Genomic DNA, 20198 nt, shown 5'->3' with positions numbered 1-20198 from the left:
AGAGATTCGTGTTGTCGTACATATAGCAACGCGTCTCGGGCGATAACATTAAACTATTCAACAGTCACAGATTTAGCCAGATTGCGCGGTTTGTCCACATCCGTGCCACGCGCGAGGGCGGTGTGGTAGGCAAGGAGTTGCACCGGGATGGCGTGTACGATGGGCGAGAGAATGCCGGCGTGGCGCGGCGTGCGGATCACGTGCACCAAGTTGCTCTCGGCGAAATGGCTGTCCGCATCGGCAAACACGAACAGCTCTCCGCCGCGGGCGCGCACTTCCTGCATGTTGGATTTCAGTTTTTCCAGCAGCGCGTCATTAGGCGCAATCACCACTACCGGCATGTCCTTGTCCACGAGCGCCAGCGGGCCATGTTTCAGCTCGCCGGCGGGATAGGCTTCGGCGTGGATATAGGAGATTTCCTTGAGCTTGAGCGCGCCTTCGAGCGCGATCGGGTAGTGAATGCCGCGCCCCAGGAACAGCGCGTGCTGTTTGGGTGCGAAGCGCTTTGACCATTCGGCAATTTGCGGCTCCAGATTGAGCGCATGCTGCACGCTGCCGGGCAGATGCCGCAGGCTTTCCATGTAGACGGCGAGTTTCTGCTCATCCAACAAGCCACGCACACGGGCGAGCGTCACCGCGAGCACGAACAGCGCGGCGAGCTGCGTGGTGAACGCCTTGGTCGAAGCCACGCCGATTTCCGCGCCGGCGCGGGTATGGAACACCAGTTCCGAGGCGCGCGGAATGGCGCTTTCCTGCACGTTGCAGATGGACAGGGTCTTGGCCTGGCCCAGCTTTTTCGCGTGCTTGAGCGCTTCGAGCGTATCGAGCGTCTCCCCGGACTGCGAAATGGTGATGATCAACTGACGCGGGTCGGCCACGGAATCGCGGTAGCGGTATTCGCTGGCGATCTCCACGCCGACCGGCAGCTTGGCGAAGCTCTCAATCCAGTACTTGGCGGTCAGGCCGGCATAATAGCTGGTGCCGGCCGCGAGGACTTGCACCGCATCCACATCCTTGAACACCGCCGCCGCCTGTTTGCCGAACAGCGCCGGCGTGAAGCCTTCCGAAATCGTGCTCTCCAGCGTATCCGTGAGCGCGTGCGGCTGCTCGTGGATTTCCTTCTGCATGAAATGTTGATAAGGCCCGAGTTCCATCGAGGCCAGCGATACATCACTTTCGTGCACCTTGCGCTCGACCGCCCGGCCGTCGCGGTCTACGATGCGGACGCGCTCGCGGCGCAGCTCAGCGACGTCGCCGTCTTCGAGATAAATCACCCGGCGCGTGGCGGCGAGCACCGCGGAAACATCCGAAGCGATGAAGTTCTCGCCCTTGCCCAGGCCGATGAGTAGCGGGCAACCCATGCGCGCGCACACCATGACTTCGGGAGCCTTGAGCGCGACTGCGCCGATGGCATACGCGCCGATCAGCTCATGCACTGCCTTTTGCAGCGCGGCAAACAGGTCATGGCTCTGCGAAAAGTGATAGTGAATCAGGTGGGCGATGACTTCGGTGTCGGTCTGGGATTCGAATTCATAGCCGAGTTTCTGCAGACGCGCACGCTGCTGCTCGTGATTCTCGATGATGCCGTTGTGCACCACCGCGAGCTCGTCGCGCGACACGTGCGGATGCGCGTTGGCTTCGGTGACGCCACCATGCGTGGCCCAGCGCGTATGGCCGATGCCGATGAAACCCTGCAGGCGTTCGGTTTTGGCCTTGCCGCGCAGCTCCGCCACCCGGCCCACGGTGCGTATCCGCCGGATGCCGCCGTTCAGCACTGCCACGCCCGCCGAGTCGTAGCCGCGGTATTCGAGCCGCTGCAGGCCCTCGACCAGCAGCGGCACCACGTCACGCCCGGCGACTGCTCCTACGATTCCGCACATTCCAAGGTTTCTCCTTAAACTTCCTATTGGGTTACCCGCTCATCATGCTTCGCGCGCTGTTTGGTGAGGAGTGAGGCCGCTCACTACGTTCGCTGTGAGGAAGTGAGGACTGGACACCTCACCAGGGCGCGAAGCGCCCGGCCTCACCCCTCACGCCTCATTTCCTCTGTGGCCGTTTCCATCCCGTCACAGTCTTCTGCTGTGCGCGCTCCAGGGTAAGCTCGCCTGCCGGCGCTTCCTTTGAAATCACCGAGCCGGCGCCGATGGTGGCGCCCGCACCCACAGTCACCGGCGCCACCAGCGAGGTATTGGAGCCGATGAATGCGTCGTCACCGATCACCGTGCGGTGTTTGTTCACTCCATCGTAATTGCAGGTGATGGTGCCGGCGCCGACGTTCACCTGCCGGCCGATTTCGGCGTCGCCGAGATACGCCAAATGATTAGCCTTGGTGCCCGCACCCAGTTGGCTGTTCTTGACCTCGACAAAATTGCCAATGTGCACTTCTTCGGCGAGCGCGGCGCCCGGCCGCAGGCGTGCAAACGGGCCGATGCGCACACGTGCACCGATGCTCGCGCCCTCCAGCACGCTGTTGGCGTACACCTCGGTATCGTCGCCGAGTTCGCAATCGCGGACCAGCACGTTCGGGCCGATACGCACGCGGTGGCCGAGTTTCACCCGGCCTTCGAATATGCAGTTGATGTCAATCACCACGTCGCGACCGCACTCGAGTTCACCGCGCACGTCGATGCGCTCGGGGTCGCGCAGAATTGCGCCGCGCTGCATGAGGTCCGCGGCGCGCACGCGACGCAGTGCGCGTTCGGCGGCGGCGAGCTGTGCGCGGTCATTGACGCCCGCGACCTCGGATTCATCGGCTACCGTGATGGCTGTCACCAAAACTCCCTCCCCCATGGCGGCCGGCACCACGTCCGGCAGATAGTATTCCTTCTGGGCGTTGTCGTTGCCGAGACTCTTCAGCCAGCGACGCAGCGACCCGGCCTGGCACGCCAGCGGGCCGGTGCTGACTTCGGCGATGCGCAGTTCCGCCGCGCTGGCGTCTTTCTGTTCCACCACCCGTGCCACCTGGCCTTCGGCGTCGCGCACGATCCGGCCATATCCGGTCGGGTCGGAAAGGTTCGCAGTAAGAATCGCAAGCTCGCCGCGCGTCGCGGCGGCGAGCAACTTCTGCAGCGTCGTCACACGCAGCAGTGGGACGTCGCCGTACAACACCAGCACCCGGTGTTCGTCGGGGATCTGCGGCAGCGCTTGCAGCACGGCATGTCCGGTGCCGAGCTGTTCTGCCTGGCTCACCCAACGCACGTCGAGATGTTTGAGCGCTTCTTGGACCTGCTCGCCGCCGTGACCGTACACCACATACATCGCGTCCGGCTTGAGCAAGGCTGCGGTGGCTACCACGTGTTCCAATAACGTGCGGCCGCCCAGAGGCTGCAATACCTTGGGCAGGTCGGAATGCATGCGCTTGCCCTGACCCGCGGCCAGGATGACGACGCTGAATGGCATGGTGGCCCGGTAACCCGGAATCAGGGAATTCTTATGATAAGGGAAAAACCAGGCGCCGCAGGGCCATCAATGCCCGCCGAGCTGCTTGCGGATTTTCTCCAGCGTGCGCAGCCGCGCCAGCGCTTCCATGAGTTCCGCCTGGGCGCGCACGATGTCCACCTCACCGGTCTGGTTGGCCAGGGCTTCCTCGGCGCGGCGCTTGGCCTCCAGCGCAGCAGCTTCGTCTATGTCACGCGCGCGCAGTGCAGTGTCGGACAGCACTGTGACCAGATGCGGCTGGATTTCAAGGATGCCGCCGGACACGTAGAAGATGGCATCTTCATCAGGCCCGGTTTTGACGCGCACGGTTCCGGGCTCGAGGCGGGTCAACAGCGGCGCGTGCCGCGGCGTGATGCCGAGCTCACCCATTTCGGCAGGCGCAAACACCATCTCGGCCTTGCCGGAGAAAATCTCCTGCTCGGCGCTCACCACATCTACATGAAAAGTCATGGGCATAAAGCTTCCCAGTGCGCGTCTTACAGAGACTTGGCCTTGGCGACCGCTTCGTCTATGGCGCCGACCATGTAGAACGCCTGTTCGGGCAGCGTGTCGTACTCGCCGGCCACGATGCCCTTGAAGCCGCGGATGGTTTCCTTGAGCGGCACATACTTGCCGGGCGAACCGGTGAACACCTCGGCAACGTGAAACGGCTGCGACAGGAAGCGCTGGATCTTGCGCGCGCGCTGCACCACGAGCTTGTCTTCCTCGGAAAGCTCGTCCATGCCAAGAATCGCGATGATGTCCTTCAGCTCCTTGTAGCGTTGCAGCACCGCCTGCACCGAACGCGCGGTGTCGTAATGCTCCTGGCCGATGACGTTGGGATCGAGCATGCGCGAGGTGGAATCGAGCGGGTCCACCGCCGGATAGATGCCGAGCGCCGCGATGTCACGCGACAGCGTCACCGTGGAATCCAGATGCGCGAACGTGGTGGCGGGCGAAGGATCGGTCAGGTCATCGGCCGGCACGTACACCGCCTGGATGGAAGTGATCGAGCCCTTCTTGGTGGAAGTGATGCGCTCCTGCAGCACGCCCATTTCCTCGGCGAGCGTCGGCTGATAACCCACGGCCGACGGCATGCGCCCGAGGAGCGCCGAGACTTCGGTGCCCGCGAGCGTATAGCGATAGATGTTGTCGATGAACAGCAGGATGTCGCGGCCCTCGTCGCGGAAGTACTCCGCCATGGTCAGGCCGGTCAACGCGACGCGCAGGCGGTTGCCGGGCGGCTCGTTCATCTGGCCATAGACCATCGCCACCTTGGAATCGTTCAAGCTCTTCAGGTTGATGACGCCGGACTCGGCCATTTCGTGGTAGAAGTCGTTGCCTTCGCGGGTGCGCTCGCCCACGCCCGCAAACACCGACAGGCCCGAGTGCTCCTTGGCGATGTTGTTGATGAGTTCCAGCATATTCACGGTCTTGCCCACGCCCGCGCCGCCGAACAGCCCGACCTTGCCGCCCTTGGCGAACGGGCACAGCAGGTCAATGACCTTGATGCCGGTCTCCAAGAGATCGGTGGAACCCGACTGCTCTTCGTAGCTCGGCGCGGCGCGGTGTATCGGCCAGTGATCGGCGGTCTTGATCGGGCCGGCCTCGTCCACCGGCTCGCCGAGCACGTTCATGATGCGACCGAGCGTACCCTTGCCGACCGGCACGGAAATCGGCGCGCCGGTGTTCTGCACTTCGAGGCCGCGCTTCAGGCCTTCGGACGCGCCCATGGCGATGGTGCGCACCACGCCATCGCCCAACTGCTGCTGCACCTCGAGCGTCAGCCCACCCGCTTCCAGCTTGAGCGCGTCATACACTTCGGGGATGGCCTCACGCGGAAATTCCACGTCCACCACCGCGCCGATGACTTGCACAATCTTGCCGCTGCTCATTGTTGTCTCTCTCTCTAAATTCCTAGAATTTACATACCTGGCAAAAGTGAGGTCGCTCACTGCGTTCGCTGGTGAGGAGTGAGGGGTTTCTTCCTCACGCCTCACTTCCTCACCCCTCACTCTCTTTACACCGCCGCCGCGCCGCCGACAATTTCCGCCAGCTCCTTGGTGATGCCGGCCTGGCGCGCCTTGTTGTAGGCGAGCTGCAGCCCGTCAATCATCTCGCCGGCGTTGTCGGAAGCCGATTTCATGGCCACCATCTGCGCGGCATAGAAACACGCGACGTTCTCCACCGCGCCCTGATACACCTGCGATTCCACGTAGCGGCCGAGCACGCTGTCCAGCAGGTCGCGGGCCTCGGGCTCGTAGATATAGTCCCAGTGCGCCTGCAGTCCGGGATCCTCGACGCCCACCACCGGCAGCAACTGGCTCACCGTGGGCTCCTGGCGCATGGTATTCACGAACACGTTGTTGACGAGAAACACCCGATCCAGCTCGCCCGCGCGGTAAGCGTCCAGCATCACCTTGACGGTGCCCACCAGATCCGCGACATGTGGGGTATCGCCAAGACGCGTGGCCTGGGCGCGGACCTTGCCGCCTACGTGGCGGAAGAAAATCACCGCCTTGGCCCCGACGATGCAGAAATCCGCCTGCACGTTTTTCTCACGCCACTCGCGCACCGCCACCAGCACCGTCTTGAACAGGTTGATGTTGAGGCCGCCGCACAGGCCGCGATCCGAAGCGATCACGATGAAGCCCACGCGCTTCACTTCGCGCGCGGTCATGAACGGATGCCGGTACTCCGGATTGGCCTTGGCGAGATGCCCAATGACCTTGCGCATCTTTTCCGCGTACGGACGCGAAGCCGACATGCGCGTCTGCACCTTGCGCATCTTGCTCGCCGCGACCATCTGCATGGCCTTGGTGATCTTCTGCGTGCTGCGGATGCTCTTGATCTGCGTCCGGATTTCTTTTGCGCCTGCCATATATTCGGCTGTCTCTGTTTCCCTGTTTTCTCGCCCCCTTCCGGGGGAGAGACCAAAGTGAGGGGGTTAAGCTCTCACCATAAATATGGTGGGAGCGGTCGTCCCGACCGCAATACATACGGAATCGCGGCGAATATCACCGCTCCCACAAGACGGCCGCGAATCCACCGTCACCATGCCTGCGTCTTCTTGAATTCCACGACCGCCTTCTTCAGGCCCCGTTCTATCTCGCTGCCGTAATCCCCGCTCGCATTGATGCGATCGCGCAGCGCGGCAAAATGCGCCTGGAAATAGCTGTGCAGGGCGGCTTCGAAGACCACCACTTTCTTCACGTCAATGTCGTCCAGATAGCCTTCGTTGGCGGCGTACAGCGACAGCGCCATGTCGGCAATGCTGAGCGGCGCATACTGTTTCTGCTTCATGAGTTCGGTGACGCGCTGTCCGCGGTCCAGTTGCCGGCGGGTCACCTCGTCCAGGTCCGAGGCAAACTGCGCAAAAGCCGCGAGTTCACGGAACTGGGCGAGCGCCAGCTTCACGCCGCCGCCGAGCTTCTTGATGATCTTGGTCTGTGCCGCGCCGCCCACGCGCGACACCGAAATACCGGCATTGATGGCCGGGCGGATGCCGGCGTTGAACAGGTCGGTCTCGAGAAAGATCTGGCCGTCGGTGATCGAAATCACGTTGGTCGGCACGAACGCCGACACGTCGCCCGCCTGGGTTTCGATGATCGGCAGCGCGGTCAGCGAACCGGTCTTGCCCTTGACCTTGCCCGCGGTGATGCGCTCGATGTATTGCGCATTGACGCGCGCCGCGCGCTCCAGCAAGCGCGAATGCAGATAGAAAATGTCGCCCGGATAAGCCTCGCGGCCCGGCGGGCGGCGCAGCAGCAGCGAGATCTGGCGATAGGCCCAGGCCTGCTTGGTCAGGTCGTCGTACACGATGAGCGCGTCCTGGCCGCGATCGCGGAAGTATTCGCCCATGGCGCAGCCCGCATAGGGCGCGATGTACTGCAGCGCCGCGGACTCGGAGGCCGACACCGCCACCACCGTGGTGTATTCCATGGCGCCGTGCTCTTCGAACTTGCGCACCACCGCGGCAATCGAGGAATTCTTCTGGCCGACGGCCACGTAGATGCAGAACAGGTTCTTGCCTTTCTGGTTGATGATGGTGTCCACCGCGAGCGCGGTTTTGCCGGTCTGGCGGTCGCCGATCACGAGTTCGCGCTGCCCGCGGCCGATGGGCACCATCGAGTCAATGGCCTTGTAGCCGGTCTGCACCGGCTGGCTGACCGACTGGCGCGCAATCACGCCGGGCGCCACCTTTTCAATCGGCGAAGTGAGCTTGGCCTTGAGCGGGCCCTTGCCGTCAATCGGTTCGCCGAGCGAGTTCACCACGCGCCCGAGAAGTTCCGGTCCCACCGGTACTTCGAGAATACGGCCGGTGGTCTTGACCGTATCGCCTTCGGAAATGTGCTCGTAATGCCCGAGCACCACCGCGCCCACCGAGTCGCGCTCGAGGTTAAGCGCGAGGCCGAAGGTATTCTTTGGGAACTCCAGCATTTCGCCGTACTGCGCGGCCTGCAGGCCGTGGATGCGCACGATGCCGTCGGTGACGCTCACCACGGTGCCGACGTTGCGCGCCTCGGCTTCGGCGTCGAAGTGCTCGATGCGCTGGCGGATGAGCTCGCTGATTTCAGATGGATTGAGTGACATGATCGAATTTCCTGGGAGATACGTTTATTGAATGATGGCCGCGGCCAGGCGTCCAAGCTTGCCGCGCACCGAACCGTCAATCACCAGATCGCCGGCGCGCAACACCGCGCCGCCGATCAGCGCCTTGTCGGTCACGCAGCTGAGTTTCACCTTGCGCTCGAGCTTCTTCTCGAGCGCGGCGCGCATTGTGCTTTGCTCCGCCTCGCTCACCGGCACGGCGGCGCGCATTTCAACTTCCACCAGGCTCTCCGCCTGTTCGCGCAATGCGCGGTACTCGGCGGCAATCTCGGGCAACACCGCGAGACGCCGGTAATCCGCCAACAGGCGCACGAAATTGCGCTCCTGCGCGTCCGGCTTGTGGCCGGATTTGGCGCACAAGTCCAGCAAAACTTCGGCACGCACTCCGGCCGGCACGCGCGGATCGCCGAGCATCACCCGGGCTTCGCGATTGCCGACCAGCGTGACCAGCAACGCGAGCAGTTTGCTCCAGCGTTCCTCCGCGTGGCGCGTGCGCGCCAGCTCGAACACCGCTTTGGCGTAGGGGCGCGCGAGGGTCAGAGTTTCAGCCATGTCGTCACCGGGACTCAGTGAATCTGTCGCGCCAGCTCATCCAGCAGCGCCTTGTGCGCGCGCGGATCGATCTCGCGCTCGAGGATGCGGCCGGCGGCGGTCACGGCAATATTCGCCACTTCCGCGCGCAAGGCTTGCTTGGCACGGTTGAGTTCCTGCTGGATTTCCGCTTTGGCTGCGTCCACCTGACGCTGGCGCTCGGCCTGCGCATCCTTGCGCGCCTCTTCGAGGACACGGGCCGCCTGCTGGTTCGCTACTTCCACGACTTCGGCGCCGCGATCGCGCGCCGAATGCAGCAGCTCGGTGGCCTTGACCTGGGCGTTCTCCAGATCCTTGCGGCCGCGCTCGCCCGCGGCCAGGCCGTCGGCGATTTTGCTGGCGCGCTCGTCCATGGCCTTGGTGATGTAAGGCCAGATGTACTTCATGGTGAGCCAGATGAACAAACCGAAGACGATGGCTTCGCCGATCAGGGACACGTTGATGTTCATGTGCGCTTATCCTCGCTACCCGCCGCGGGTTTTTCTCAGTGACCCGCCGCCGCGGCCGCCGCCTTGGTCACCGCACTCACGAACGGATTGGCGAAGATGAAGTACAGCGAGAAGCCCACGCCGATCATGGCCACGGCGTCCAGCAGGCCCGCCATCAGGAACATGCGGCCGGCCAGCATGCCGGACAGCTCCGGCTGGCGCGCGCAACCTTCCAGGAACTTGCCGCCCAGAATGCCGAAGCCGATGGCGGTGCCGAGTGCGCCCAGACCGAAGATCAGGCCCACACCCACGGCGGTCATGCCCTGAACCTGGGCGATCAAACTTACGGTATCCATTGAAACTCTCCTCTGGCTTATTGACCCGGTGAATGAAATTCAGTGCATATCATGCGATTCGTGTGCCATGCTCAGGTACACGACCGACAACATCATGAAAATGAACGCCTGGATGGTGATGATCAGCAGGTGGAACACCGTCCAGGCAAAACCGCAAATGATTCCCAGGATGCCGAGCGCCACGCCGGTCGCACCGTGGGTGAATTGCGCCAGCAGCAGCGCGATGAGCACGAACAGGAGTTCGCCCGCGTACATGTTGCCGAACAGTCGCAATGACAGCGAGATCGGCTTGGCCAGATCTTCCACGATGCGCAACATCAGGTTGACCGGCATGAATCCCCAATGATTGAAGGGGTGGAACAGGATTTCCCGGCCATACCCCCTGACGCCCTTGACCTTGAAGCTGTAGAAGATCATGAGCGCAAACACGCTGAACGACATCGCAAAGGTCATGTTGAGGTCGTTGGTACCCACCACCCGGAGATACACGTGCTCGGGATTGGCGCCGAAGGGCATGGCAATCCAGGCGGCGATGCGCGGGAACAGATCCACCGGGATCATGTCCATGAAATTCATCAGCCACACCCACACGAAAATGGTGAGCGCCATGGGCGCCACCATCCGGTTCTTGCCGTGGAAGGTCTCCTTCACCTGGGAATCCACGAACGTGACCGCGATTTCGATGAAGTTCTGCCACTTGCCGGGCACGCCGGAACTGGCCTTGCGCGCCACCACCCAGAACGAAAAGAAAAACAACAGCCCCAAAGCCACCGACACCAGCAAGGTGTCCAGGTGCAAAGTCCAGAAACCACCGTTGCCGACCGTCCAATAGGTCAGGTGATGATGGATGTATTCGTCCGAGGTGATGCCCGCCATTCGACTCACGCTGCCTGCCCGAGACCAATCTTCACAAGCCCGATCCAGTACGCCACGTAGGTGGCAATGAACGCCAGAATCAGCGGCAAAAACGCCGCCTTGAGCACCACAATCGCCAGGACAAACAGGACGACGGTGATGACAAACTTCAGTGCCTCGCCTGCGAGCAGGCGCCCCAGCCACTGCGAAGCTGCGGCCGCCGGTCCCCGGCCAAACAGCTTGAACGCCAGATACAGGCTCGCGAGCACGTTGATCAGGCCGCCGATCAGCGCCGACCAGGCCGCGTGCCACCCGGCGAGAACCCCGGCCACCAGCGCCGCCAGCAGCGCCACGGCCAGTTGCATCCCGACGATCAGGAGCGTCCCGCGCCGCGCCTGCGAAAACGTGCCGGCCATGGACCCAGCTCCGCGCACAACAAAAAAGCCACGACGTTACCGGTGTGGCAGCGGGTGGCTACACGATAAGCCCCAGCTCGTGGAGAGCGGCGCATTTTAGCGGGTTGGCAGGGGTTTCTTCAATGAAATCAGCAACAAAAACCCCGGGATGCCTAGCGGATGCGGGCCAGAATCCCGTCCAGTTCATCCAGGCTGGTGTACTGGATTACCAGCCGGCCCTTGCCGCCGGCGCCGGCCTCGATTTTGACCTTGGCCCCGAGCTTGCGGGTGAGCTCGGTCTCCAGCTGGCGGATATTGGGATCCACGTGCCGGGTGCCGCGAGCGGCGGCGCCGTTTTCCTTGAGCATCCGGCGCACCAGATTCTCGGTGTCGCGCACCGACAGGTGCCGCGCCACCACGCGCCGCGCGGCCTCGGTCTGCGCCGTGCCCTTGAGGGCCAGCAGCGCCCGCGCGTGGCCCATCTCCAGCTCGCCGCGTTCCACCAGATCCTTGGCTTCCGCGCTCAGCTCCAGCAGCCGCAGCAGGTTGGTCACGGCGGCACGCGAGCGCCCCACGGCCTCGGCCGCCTGCTGGTGGGTCATGCTGAATTCGCCGGTCAGACGCTGCAGCGCCTGGGCTTCTTCCAGGGGATTCAAGTTCTCGCGCTGGATGTTCTCGATGAGCGCGATGGCGATGGCGGCACGGTCCGGCACATCGCGCACCACCGCGGGCACACGGTGCAGGCCGGCGATCTGCGCGGCGCGCCAGCGGCGTTCACCGGCGATGATTTCGTAGCGGCGTTCCGCGGCGGCTTGCGCGCCGCCGTCGCCGACCGGGCGAACCACGATGGGCTGCACCAGTCCCTGCGCCTTGATGGAATCGGCCAGGTCCTGCAGACTCTCGGCATTCATATGCATGCGCGGCTGATACTTTCCCGGCTGGATCAGGTCCACCGGAATGTCGCGCAACTCCTCGTGGGCCGCCTGATCCGCGGCTGCAGGCAGCGCACCGCCCAACAACGCATCCAGTCCGCGACCCAGCCCCTTACGCTTCAACGCCACACTCATGCCTCCCTCGAAGAGCGGGAGATTGTAGCAGCATGCCTGGAAGCTGCACCGCGCTCATCTTCGCGGCGCAGCAGTTCACCGGCCAGCGCCAGATATGCAAGCGCGCCGCGCGAGCTGGCGTCATGTTTGAGCGCCGGCATGCCGAAGCTCGGCGCCTCGGCGAGCCGCACGTTGCGTGGAATAATAGTGTTGTACACCTTGTTGCCGAAATGCTCGATGAGTTGCGCGGAAACTTCGTTCGCCAGGTTGTTGCGCGGGTCGAACATGGTGCGCAGCAGGCCTTCGATTTCGAGCCGCGGATTGATCTGCCGGATGCGCTCGATGGTGGCGACCAGCGCCGAGAGTCCTTCAAGCGCGTAGTACTCGCACTGCATGGGTATCAACACGCTGTCCGCCGCCACCAGCGCGTTGAGGGTGAGCATGTTGAGCGAGGGCGGGCAGTCAACCAGTATGTAATCGTAATCCGCGTGCACCGTTGCGAGTGCCGCACGCAAGCGGCTTTCGCGTTGCGGTGCCTGCATGAGGCTCACCTCGGCCGCGGTCAAATCGCTGTTCGCGGGCAACAGGCTGAAGCCACTGGCCTCCACGCGCTGGATGGCGTCGGTGATCGGGCGCTCGCCCATGAGCACTTCGTATGTACCGGCGCTGAGCGCGTGCTTGTCCACACCGCAGCCCATGGTGGCATTGCCCTGCGGATCCACGTCCACCAGCAACACGCGCCGCTTGGTGGCCGCGAGCGATGCAGCCAAATTCACCGCGGTGGTGGTCTTGCCCACGCCGCCTTTCTGGTTGGTGATGGCGATGATGCGACTCATTTTATTCCCGTAGGAGCGGCGGTCTCCGCCGCGATAATTTACCGAATCGTGACGAGGGACCGTCGCTCCTACAATCTAACGATTTCCACCACGCAGCGTGCCGCTTCCACTCCCGGCACCTTGAGCGCATGCACGGCGAGCAGCCGGAATCCCGCGGGCAGCGCCTGCAGTTCGCCCGCAGGCGGTGCGCCTTTCATGGCCAGCCAGCGTGTGCCGGTGGCGCCCAGATGCGCGGAAACCCCGAGGAATTCGCCCAGCGTTGCGAACGCGCGGGTAATCACGGTAGCAAACGGCTCGGGAGCGCGGTAGGTCTCGACCCGTGCCTGCACCACTTCCACGTTGCGCAGCCCCAGCGTGGTCGCGGCGTGCGTAACAAAGCGGGTCTTCTTGCCGTTGCTGTCGAGCAGCGTGAATTGCCGCTCCGGAAACGCCACGGCCAGGGGGATGCCGGGCAGGCCCGCGCCGGTACCGATATCCAGCACACGCGTACCGTGCACCCAGGGCGCCACCGCCAGACTGTCGAGGATGTGCCGGCTCACGATCTGCGCGGGCGCACGCACCGCCGTCAGGTTGAACTTCCGGTTCCACTGCAGCAGCACCTCGATATAACGGCACAGCGTCGTCGGTGCATCGGCGGGCAGACTCACACCCAGTTCGGCCATGCCGGCTTCCAGCAGGCGCATGATGGCGTGCGGCGTCATCGGTTAAGAGCGTCTAACAAAATGTACGATGGTCATCATCCGGCACACGTTAAATCCCCCTGTACCCCCCTTTGCAAAAGGGGGGCCACGCTTTGCGCGCGGGGGCATTTATTACGAATGGCCATTTTGTCAGGGGCTCTAAGAAACAGGTGTGCGTGGCAACAGAACCGGCTGGCGGTACGGCCAGAATAACAGAGTGCCCGCATTGCGCACCGGCAGCAATCAATGCAATGCCAGCACCATGCCGTTGTAACAGCAGTGCAATGCGATACCGGGCCACAGCGACTGATAGCGCAGGCGCAAACCCACGGCGGCCAGCCCGAGCGCGCCCACCAGCAGGAAGCCCGGCCAATAATGAATCTTGTCGGCGTAATGCAGCAGCACGAACGCCAGCGTGGTGAGTATCACCGCGGCCGGCACGCCGAAACTGCGCGTCACGGCGGCAAAGGCAACGCCGCGGAATATGTATTCCTCGACCGGCGGCGCAATGAACACGACACACACCAGAAACACGGCGTACGGCAATCCACTCGAGCGTGCCAATTGTTCCGCGGGTCCGGTGAGGTGGGTGAAATCCGGCGGATACATATGCTCGAGCAGAATGGCCAGCAGCATCAACAGCACGGCTAACAGCACCGCGAGCGCATAACCGCGAAAAGCAGCGGCACGCCAGGCGACGCCCTCGGGTCCCGGGCTGCGCAAGGCACTGCCCGCGTAACGCCCGCCGAAATACACCGCCCATGCGGCACCCAGGATCAGGCCCGCCGCCACCGACCACGCGAGTACCACGAGGCCCGGTTGCGAGTGCGTGATGGTGTGCGCACCCTGCAGCGCGGCTTCGAATCCCTTGCCGAATCCCCACACCATGCCCGCGAGCACTGAGCCCAGGAACTGGGCGACCACGTAGCCCAGCACCAGCCACAGCGCGTGCCAGGCATTCAATGACCGCGCACGCGGCGCGGCCACCGCGTTGTCGGGCATCATTCAGGCGCCGCAGCCGGAAGTTTCTTCCTGGTTCCCGGCAGCACGCCTTTGACCGAGCCCGCCACGGCCAGCACGATTGCAATTATCAGGACCACCACGCGCCACACTGCAAGCGCGTGCGCATGCGTCTGGGCAAACGCCAGGCCCGCCTGCAGGCCTTGCTGATAATTCACCGGGCCGTGCGCGCCGCTGGCACGCGCCACGATTACGCCGAGCACCACGCTGTAAATGATGTAAAGCACGATGAAAAACACGATGAACCAGAGAATCCCGAACAATACCCGTTTCATGTTGTTCCCCTCGTCGTTGTCAAATCGCGGCCCGGGCCGCGCCCTCGTCAAAATCGCAAGCCGGAACTCGCCGGTCAATAGTGAGTCGTGGCCGACGGCACCACGCGCAGCACTTCGTCCATTGTGGTCACGCCTTCGGCTACTTTTTCGGCGCCACGCAAACGCAGCGGTTTCATGCCGCCACGCATGGCTTCCTGGCGCAGCGCGTCAATATCGAAATTGCCGGTAATCAGGTGCTTGATGGCGGGCGTGAATCCCAGCATCTCGTACAGCCCGATGCGTCCCCGGTAACCTGTATTGCGGCACTCAAGGCATCCAATCGCCTTGTAAACCCGCTTGGGATTCTGTGCCTTCCACGGCGCCACCAGACTGTCCCAATCCGCATCGCCCAGCTCCACCGGTTGCTTGCAATTCGCGCACAGCACACGCACCAGCCGCTGTGCGATCACCGCGAGCAGCGTGGACTGCAGCAGATACGGCGGCACACCGAGATCGAGCAGCCGGCTCACTGACGAGGGCGCGTCGTTGGTGTGCAGCGTGGACAACACCAGATGTCCGGTGAGCGAGGCCTGCACCGCCATGTCCGCGGTCTCGGCATCGCGGATTTCGCCGATCATGATGATGTCCGGATCCTGGCGCAACAGCGTGCGCACGCCGTTCGCGAACGTCAGTTCGATGTTGGCCTGCACCTGCATCTGGTTGAGCGCCGGGTCCACCATTTCGACGGGATCTTCCACGGTGCATACGTTCACGTCCGGCTGCGCCAGTTGCTTGAGCGTGGTGTACAGCGTGGTGGTCTTGCCGGAGCCCGTGGGACCGGTGACCAGGATGATGCCGTGCGGGCTTTCGATCATCGCCTGCCAGAATTTTTCGTCTGCCTCGGAAATGCCGAGTTCCCGGTAACTACGCAGCAATACCGTGGGATCGAAGATGCGCATCACCAGCTTTTCGCCGAACGCGGTCGGCATACTGGAAATGCGCAGTTCCACTTCCTGGCCCTTGGGATTGCGCGTCTTGATGCGGCCGTCCTGCGGGCGGCGCTTTTCCGAGATGTCCATGCGCGCCAGAATCTTGATGCGGCTGGTGATCGGTGCGAGCACCGCGGCTGGCAGCTGATAGACCTGGTGCAGCACGCCGTCAATGCGGAAGCGCACCAGTCCGACTTCGCGCCGCGGCTCGATGTGGATGTCGCTGGCGCGCTGTTCGAAAGCGTACTGCAGCAGCCAGTCCACGATGCTCACCACGTGCTGGTCGTTGGCATCGAGCTTGCCGGCGCGGCTCAACTCGATGAGCTGCTCTAAATTCTGGATGCCGGGCGCGTTGGCCCCGAGATTCTGGGCTTCGGCGCCGATCACCGAGCGCGAAATCGAATAGAACTCCACCAGATAGCGGTTGATCTCGTCCGGATTGGCCAGCACCCGGCGGATCTTCTTGCGCTGGATCTGCTTGAGCTCCCGCTCCCATTCGCGCTCCCAGGGTTCGGCGGTGGCCACCACGATCTCATCGGCCGTGACTTCCACCGGCAGCACCTTGAAGCGCGAGGCGTAGCCCTGCGAAATCACGCCGGTGATGCGGCGCACGTCCAGTTTCAGGGGATCAATGCGGAAATACGGGAGTTTGACGCGCGCGGCCAGCCATTGCGTCAGGGTTTCGACATTCAGCACCTTGTCAGGATCGCGTGCGTCCGGCCAACTGCGTTTGCCGATGACCGAGAGCGGATGCTGACCATCGTACACGCCGCGTTCCGCCAGTCCGCGCAACAGACTCACCTGATCGGCGGCCAGCATGCCTTCGGCTTCAACCCAGCCGAGCACTTCGAGCAACGCGAGCTTGCGGTCGGCGGTTTGCGGTGCGGGACGCGCGCTGGCCATGACCCCAGTGTAGTCAAAAGCTCCGGCCGCTGCACGGCGGCCGCCGTGCCGTCAGTTGCCCTGCAACAGATGCTGTGGATCGCTGAGCTTGAGCGCGCTCACCTGGCCGGTGTTGAGATTCACGAGCGCGATGCGGTTGTGGTCGGTGTCGGCGACATACAGGATATCGCCGGCCACGCTCACGCCGCCCGGCTCGTCGAACTGGCCGTCGCCGCCCGAGAGCGTGGTCACGCGCCGGGTCTTGGGATCGAGCACCTTGATCTTGCTGTTGTAGGTGTCGGCTATATAAAGGAGCCCAGCGTGCCAGGCAATGCCTAGATCATGTTGCAGGCGCACCGCGCTACCCACGCCGTTCACGTCGCCGAAATCGAACAGGCCGGTGCCTACGAGCGTGCGCACCTGCGCCCCGGAACCGAAACCGACTTGGCGCACCGCGCTGGCTTCGGGATCGGCGACGTACAAATACTTGCCATCAGTAGTGAGCCCGCTGGACTGCGCGAAACTTGCCGAACTGAGTGCGCCGTCATCAATGCCTTCATTGCCACTGCCGGCGTACAGTTTGATGGTCTGCGTTACCGGGTCATACAGCCACAACTGGTGCTGGCCCGCCATGGCGATGTACAACAGGCCGTCGTGCCACAACACCGTCCAGGGCGTGTTGAGTTCCGAGCCCTTGGCCGGCAGCGAGGTTTCGGTCATGTAAACCTGTTTGCCATCGCCGGCCACGGTCGTCACCGTGCGGGACTTCAGATCCACCTTGCGGACAGCGTTGTTGTCCGTGTCCGCGACGTACAGCGTATCGGCCCCCGCGAGCGTCATGCCCTGCGGATAGGCGAATTCACTGTGCGCGTAATCGCCGTCGTGCAAACCTTTCTTGCCGTTGCCGATCACCGCCAGCACCGCACCCTGGAGCGTGGTCACCACGATGCGATTATGGTTGGAGTCCGCGATGAACAAGCGGTTATGCGCTGCATCCGCGAGCACCTTGCCGGGGTACAGCAGTTCGGTATCCGGCATGGTCAGTTTGATGTCGTTGAACCACAGCGGCTTGTCATTGATCTCGTGCTTTGCGCCAAACCCCGTTACCAGGATGCCGATGGCCTTGTTGAGCAGCGTGTAATGACCTTCGCCCGACACCTGACCCACGATCTTGCCAGCGGGGTCAATCAAGGTGAGCGTGGGCCAGCCTTCGGCGCCGTAGGCGTTCCAGATCTGCATGTTGCTGTCGTTCACCACCGGATGATCGATGCCGTAACGCTGCACGATCATGGCGATGTGCGTGGTCTTGCGCTCCGTGGCGAACTTCGCGGAGTGCACGCCGACGATGACCAGCTTGTGGCCGTAGGTCTGTTGCAGCTTCTCGAGATCGGGAATGATGTGGAAACAATTGATGCAGCCGTAGGTCCAGAAATCCAGCAGCACCACCTTGCCGCGCAGTTCCTTGAGCATCACGGGCCGGCCACCGGTGTTGATCCAGTCGAGGCCGGGCGGAAAAGCCGGCGCCGTTACTGTGCCCGCCAGGGACGGGACTTCCGCCGCCAGCGCCAGCGGCATCACGCGCAGGCCGGTATACCAGCGCAGCCCGGCAAACAAGGCACTGGTGACCAGCGCCAGCGCCACAAGCAGAGACAGTTTTTTGGTGACACTCATGACCCGCATCCAGTGGCCCAGCCCGGCGACACGCTTGCGCAGGCAGTGGATACACAGACCTGCGCAGTGCAAGGATTATTTCATGGGCATTGGGCAAGCGTACGGCCACAAGGTTCCGTGCCCGGGCGCACCGCGACTCGCTCCCCGCCCGGGACGCCGAGCGCGACACGCCGTGAGCCTGCGTAGCCCGCGCGTGCTTACGGCTTGGTGGCGGGCGCCTGGTTCAGGCGCGTGAGATTTTCGTCCAGACTCCGGCGTAGCGTGGCAATGGCCTGGTTGGCATTGGTCACCTGCAGCTCGGCCCGCGCCAGATGCCGGTAGGCATAGTTGCGCAATACCGGATTCTGGGTCTTGCTCAGCACGTAGCGGTAAAGCTCGGGGAGATTCTGGCGCTTGCCCTCAAGCAGATAGAGCCGCCGCATGCCGTTCAAGTCGGCGATGGCCGCGCCCACCGGTCCCGAGCCCCGCCAGTTCCGGTGCATCCCGGCGGGAAAACCTCGGGTGATTTCACGCTGCACAGTGACGCTCGGCTGCGCGCCCGCGGGCGCGTCCGCAGACTGGGCGAAAGCGAAGGGCATAGCGCCGGCGAGCACGGCACCGAGCACGAATGCCGTGGCAATTTTCAGATTTGCATATTGCATGATGAATCTCCTGACATTTGGATCGTCAACGCAACTGGAAACGCAAATGCGCTGGCTGCGTTGACTGCGATGAATGTTAGCGACGTGGTGTGTAAAAGTGGTGTCAGGGTGTGAACAGGATGTAACAAATGATTTCCGTTGCGCGGAAATGCAATCGGCGCACGTTACGCGTGTGACTCCGGCACCAGCACCGCGGCACCGTTCAGTTTCCCGGCACGCAACTCGGCCAGCGCCTCATTGGCCTGGGTGAGTGGAAACTCGGTGACCGTAGTACGCACCGGCCAGCGCTCGATTGCCTGCATGAATTCCTCGCCGTCCTTGCGCGTGAGATTCGCAACCGAGCGCAGCACACGCTCACCCCAGAGCCGTACATAGGGAAACGCCGGAATGTCGCTCATGTGGATGCCGGCGCACACTACGGTTCCACCCTTGGCCACCGCGGCAAGCGCCGCCGGTACCAGCGCACCTACCGGTGCAAAGATCGATGCCGCATCCAACCGTTCGGGCGGGGGTTCATCCGAGCCGCCAGCCCAATGCGCGCCGAGTTCCCGCGCAAACTGCTGCGTCATCGCATCGCCCGGGCGCGTGAACGCATACACGCGCCGCCCCTGGGCGACGGCGATCTGCGCGATGATGTGCGCCGCCGCACCGAAGCCGTAAATTCCCAGACGTTGCGCATCGCCAGCGAAGCGGAATGCGCGGTAGCCGATAAGCCCGGCGCACAATAGCGGCGCCGCATGCGCGTCATCGTATTGCTCCGGCACGTGCAAGCAATAACGCTGGTCCGCAAGCGCATATTCCGCATATCCGCCGTCGCGGTCATAACCGGTGAAGCGCGCCCGGTCGCAGAGATTTTCCCGGCCGTTGCGGCAATAGACGCACTCACCGCAGGTCCACGCGAGCCACGGCACGCCCAGGCGTTCACCGGGTTTGAAAGCTGTCACTCCCTTGCCGACCGCCATCACGCTGCCGACGATCTCGTGGCCCATAGTCACCGGCAGCTTGCCGTGCGCAAGTTCGCCATCATGAATGTGCAGATCCGTGCGGCACACGCCACAGGCACGCACTTTGAGCAGCACTTCGCCCGGCCCCGGCAAAGGTACAGGCAGCTCGTGTTTCTTGAGCGGCCCGCCGCGCTGCTCCAGGACCATGGCCGTCGCGCTGGGTTTTGCTTTCATGGATAACCGCCCTCGCCTCAAAGAATTCTACGCGCGCTGTCGGTAGTGCCATCTCCCCCTTTTTCAAAGGGGGATAGAGGGGGATTTTCCAATGCAAATCCACCCCTTTCAGGCTGCGCATTCCGGCTTCGCCTGAAAGCCCAGGGTTGCCCTGCACACTCCGCCATCCTGCATCGTGTTCCGGTCCAGGGAGACCATCCCTGGTCTCCCGCACATCGCTTCGCGATGTGCCCCTGGCAACCCGCTCGCTGCTGTGCAGCTCGCCCTCCTTTTCCAAAGGAGGGAGCAAGACAAGTTACCCATGGTGCATGTCAAACACGACTGACGCCCACTGCACCGACCGTCGCG

At 63.2% G+C, this 20198-nt stretch carries 20 protein-coding genes; all 20 read right to left on the bottom strand.

What is annotated here, in order from left to right; translation table 11 throughout:
* Positions 1–53: 53 nt before the first annotated feature.
* Complete coding sequence (gene glmS, locus VJR90_08830) at positions 54–1880, bottom strand: glutamine--fructose-6-phosphate transaminase (isomerizing) (protein HKV97577.1); 1827 nt, start codon at positions 1878–1880, stop codon at positions 54–56.
* A gap of 157 nt (positions 1881–2037) precedes the next feature.
* Positions 2038–3399 (bottom strand): bifunctional UDP-N-acetylglucosamine diphosphorylase/glucosamine-1-phosphate N-acetyltransferase GlmU, encoded by a 1362-nt coding sequence (gene glmU / locus VJR90_08825; protein HKV97576.1) that lies wholly within the window; start codon positions 3397–3399, stop codon positions 2038–2040.
* 66 nt (positions 3400–3465) lie between these two features.
* Positions 3466–3894 (bottom strand): F0F1 ATP synthase subunit epsilon, encoded by a 429-nt coding sequence (locus VJR90_08820; protein HKV97575.1) that lies wholly within the window; start codon positions 3892–3894, stop codon positions 3466–3468.
* A gap of 20 nt (positions 3895–3914) precedes the next feature.
* Positions 3915–5312 (bottom strand): F0F1 ATP synthase subunit beta, encoded by a 1398-nt coding sequence (atpD, locus tag VJR90_08815; protein HKV97574.1) that lies wholly within the window; start codon positions 5310–5312, stop codon positions 3915–3917.
* 125 nt (positions 5313–5437) lie between these two features.
* Positions 5438–6298, bottom strand: coding sequence for a F0F1 ATP synthase subunit gamma (atpG, locus tag VJR90_08810; GenBank protein ID HKV97573.1), 861 nt, complete (start codon positions 6296–6298; stop codon positions 5438–5440).
* 170 nt (positions 6299–6468) lie between these two features.
* Positions 6469–8010 carry a F0F1 ATP synthase subunit alpha gene (gene atpA / locus VJR90_08805; GenBank protein HKV97572.1) on the bottom strand — a complete coding sequence of 514 codons (1542 nt, stop codon included), beginning with the start codon at positions 8008–8010 and terminating at the stop codon, positions 6469–6471.
* Between the two features lie 24 nt (positions 8011–8034).
* The gene (locus VJR90_08800) at positions 8035–8580 is read right to left on the bottom strand and encodes a F0F1 ATP synthase subunit delta (GenBank protein HKV97571.1); all 546 of its coding nucleotides are present in this window, start codon (positions 8578–8580) and stop codon (positions 8035–8037) included.
* A gap of 14 nt (positions 8581–8594) precedes the next feature.
* A complete protein-coding gene (locus VJR90_08795; GenBank protein HKV97570.1) occupies positions 8595–9068 on the bottom strand; it encodes a F0F1 ATP synthase subunit B in 474 nt (157 codons plus the stop codon).
* 35 nt (positions 9069–9103) lie between these two features.
* Complete coding sequence (gene atpE, locus VJR90_08790; GenBank protein HKV97569.1) at positions 9104–9403, bottom strand: F0F1 ATP synthase subunit C; 300 nt, start codon at positions 9401–9403, stop codon at positions 9104–9106.
* 39 nt (positions 9404–9442) lie between these two features.
* Positions 9443–10279 carry a F0F1 ATP synthase subunit A gene (atpB, locus tag VJR90_08785; protein HKV97568.1) on the bottom strand — a complete coding sequence of 279 codons (837 nt, stop codon included), beginning with the start codon at positions 10277–10279 and terminating at the stop codon, positions 9443–9445.
* Between the two features lie 5 nt (positions 10280–10284).
* Positions 10285–10674: an ATP synthase subunit I gene (locus tag VJR90_08780; GenBank protein HKV97567.1), complete on the bottom strand. Its 390-nt coding sequence runs from the start codon at positions 10672–10674 to the stop codon at positions 10285–10287.
* Between the two features lie 152 nt (positions 10675–10826).
* Positions 10827–11714: a ParB/RepB/Spo0J family partition protein gene (locus VJR90_08775; GenBank protein HKV97566.1), complete on the bottom strand. Its 888-nt coding sequence runs from the start codon at positions 11712–11714 to the stop codon at positions 10827–10829.
* A gap of 2 nt (positions 11715–11716) precedes the next feature.
* The gene (locus tag VJR90_08770) at positions 11717–12535 is read right to left on the bottom strand and encodes a ParA family protein (GenBank protein ID HKV97565.1); all 819 of its coding nucleotides are present in this window, start codon (positions 12533–12535) and stop codon (positions 11717–11719) included.
* Positions 12536–12603: 68 nt separating this feature from the next.
* Positions 12604–13236: a 16S rRNA (guanine(527)-N(7))-methyltransferase RsmG gene (gene rsmG / locus VJR90_08765; GenBank protein HKV97564.1), complete on the bottom strand. Its 633-nt coding sequence runs from the start codon at positions 13234–13236 to the stop codon at positions 12604–12606.
* A gap of 222 nt (positions 13237–13458) precedes the next feature.
* A complete protein-coding gene (locus VJR90_08760) occupies positions 13459–14220 on the bottom strand; it encodes a CPBP family intramembrane glutamic endopeptidase (protein HKV97563.1) in 762 nt (253 codons plus the stop codon).
* Positions 14217–14510, bottom strand: coding sequence for a hypothetical protein (locus tag VJR90_08755; protein HKV97562.1), 294 nt, complete (start codon positions 14508–14510; stop codon positions 14217–14219). The genes VJR90_08760 and VJR90_08755 overlap by 4 nt, the downstream gene beginning before the upstream one ends.
* Before the next feature lie 74 nt (positions 14511–14584).
* Entirely contained in the window at positions 14585–16381 is a 1797-nt protein-coding gene (locus tag VJR90_08750; GenBank protein HKV97561.1) for a GspE/PulE family protein, read from the bottom strand.
* A gap of 51 nt (positions 16382–16432) precedes the next feature.
* Entirely contained in the window at positions 16433–18031 is a 1599-nt protein-coding gene (locus VJR90_08745) for a thioredoxin-like domain-containing protein (GenBank protein HKV97560.1), read from the bottom strand.
* Between the two features lie 197 nt (positions 18032–18228).
* Positions 18229–18672 carry a hypothetical protein gene (locus VJR90_08740; GenBank protein HKV97559.1) on the bottom strand — a complete coding sequence of 148 codons (444 nt, stop codon included), beginning with the start codon at positions 18670–18672 and terminating at the stop codon, positions 18229–18231.
* Positions 18673–18836: 164 nt separating this feature from the next.
* Positions 18837–19850 (bottom strand): zinc-dependent alcohol dehydrogenase family protein, encoded by a 1014-nt coding sequence (locus VJR90_08735; GenBank protein ID HKV97558.1) that lies wholly within the window; start codon positions 19848–19850, stop codon positions 18837–18839.
* Positions 19851–20198: the final 348 nt, after the last annotated feature.

The organism is Gammaproteobacteria bacterium, assembly GCA_035279405.1.
Classification (GTDB): Bacteria; Pseudomonadota; Gammaproteobacteria; order Natronospirales; family REEB76; genus REEB76.
This window is presented reverse-complemented; position numbering and strand designations above follow the sequence as displayed.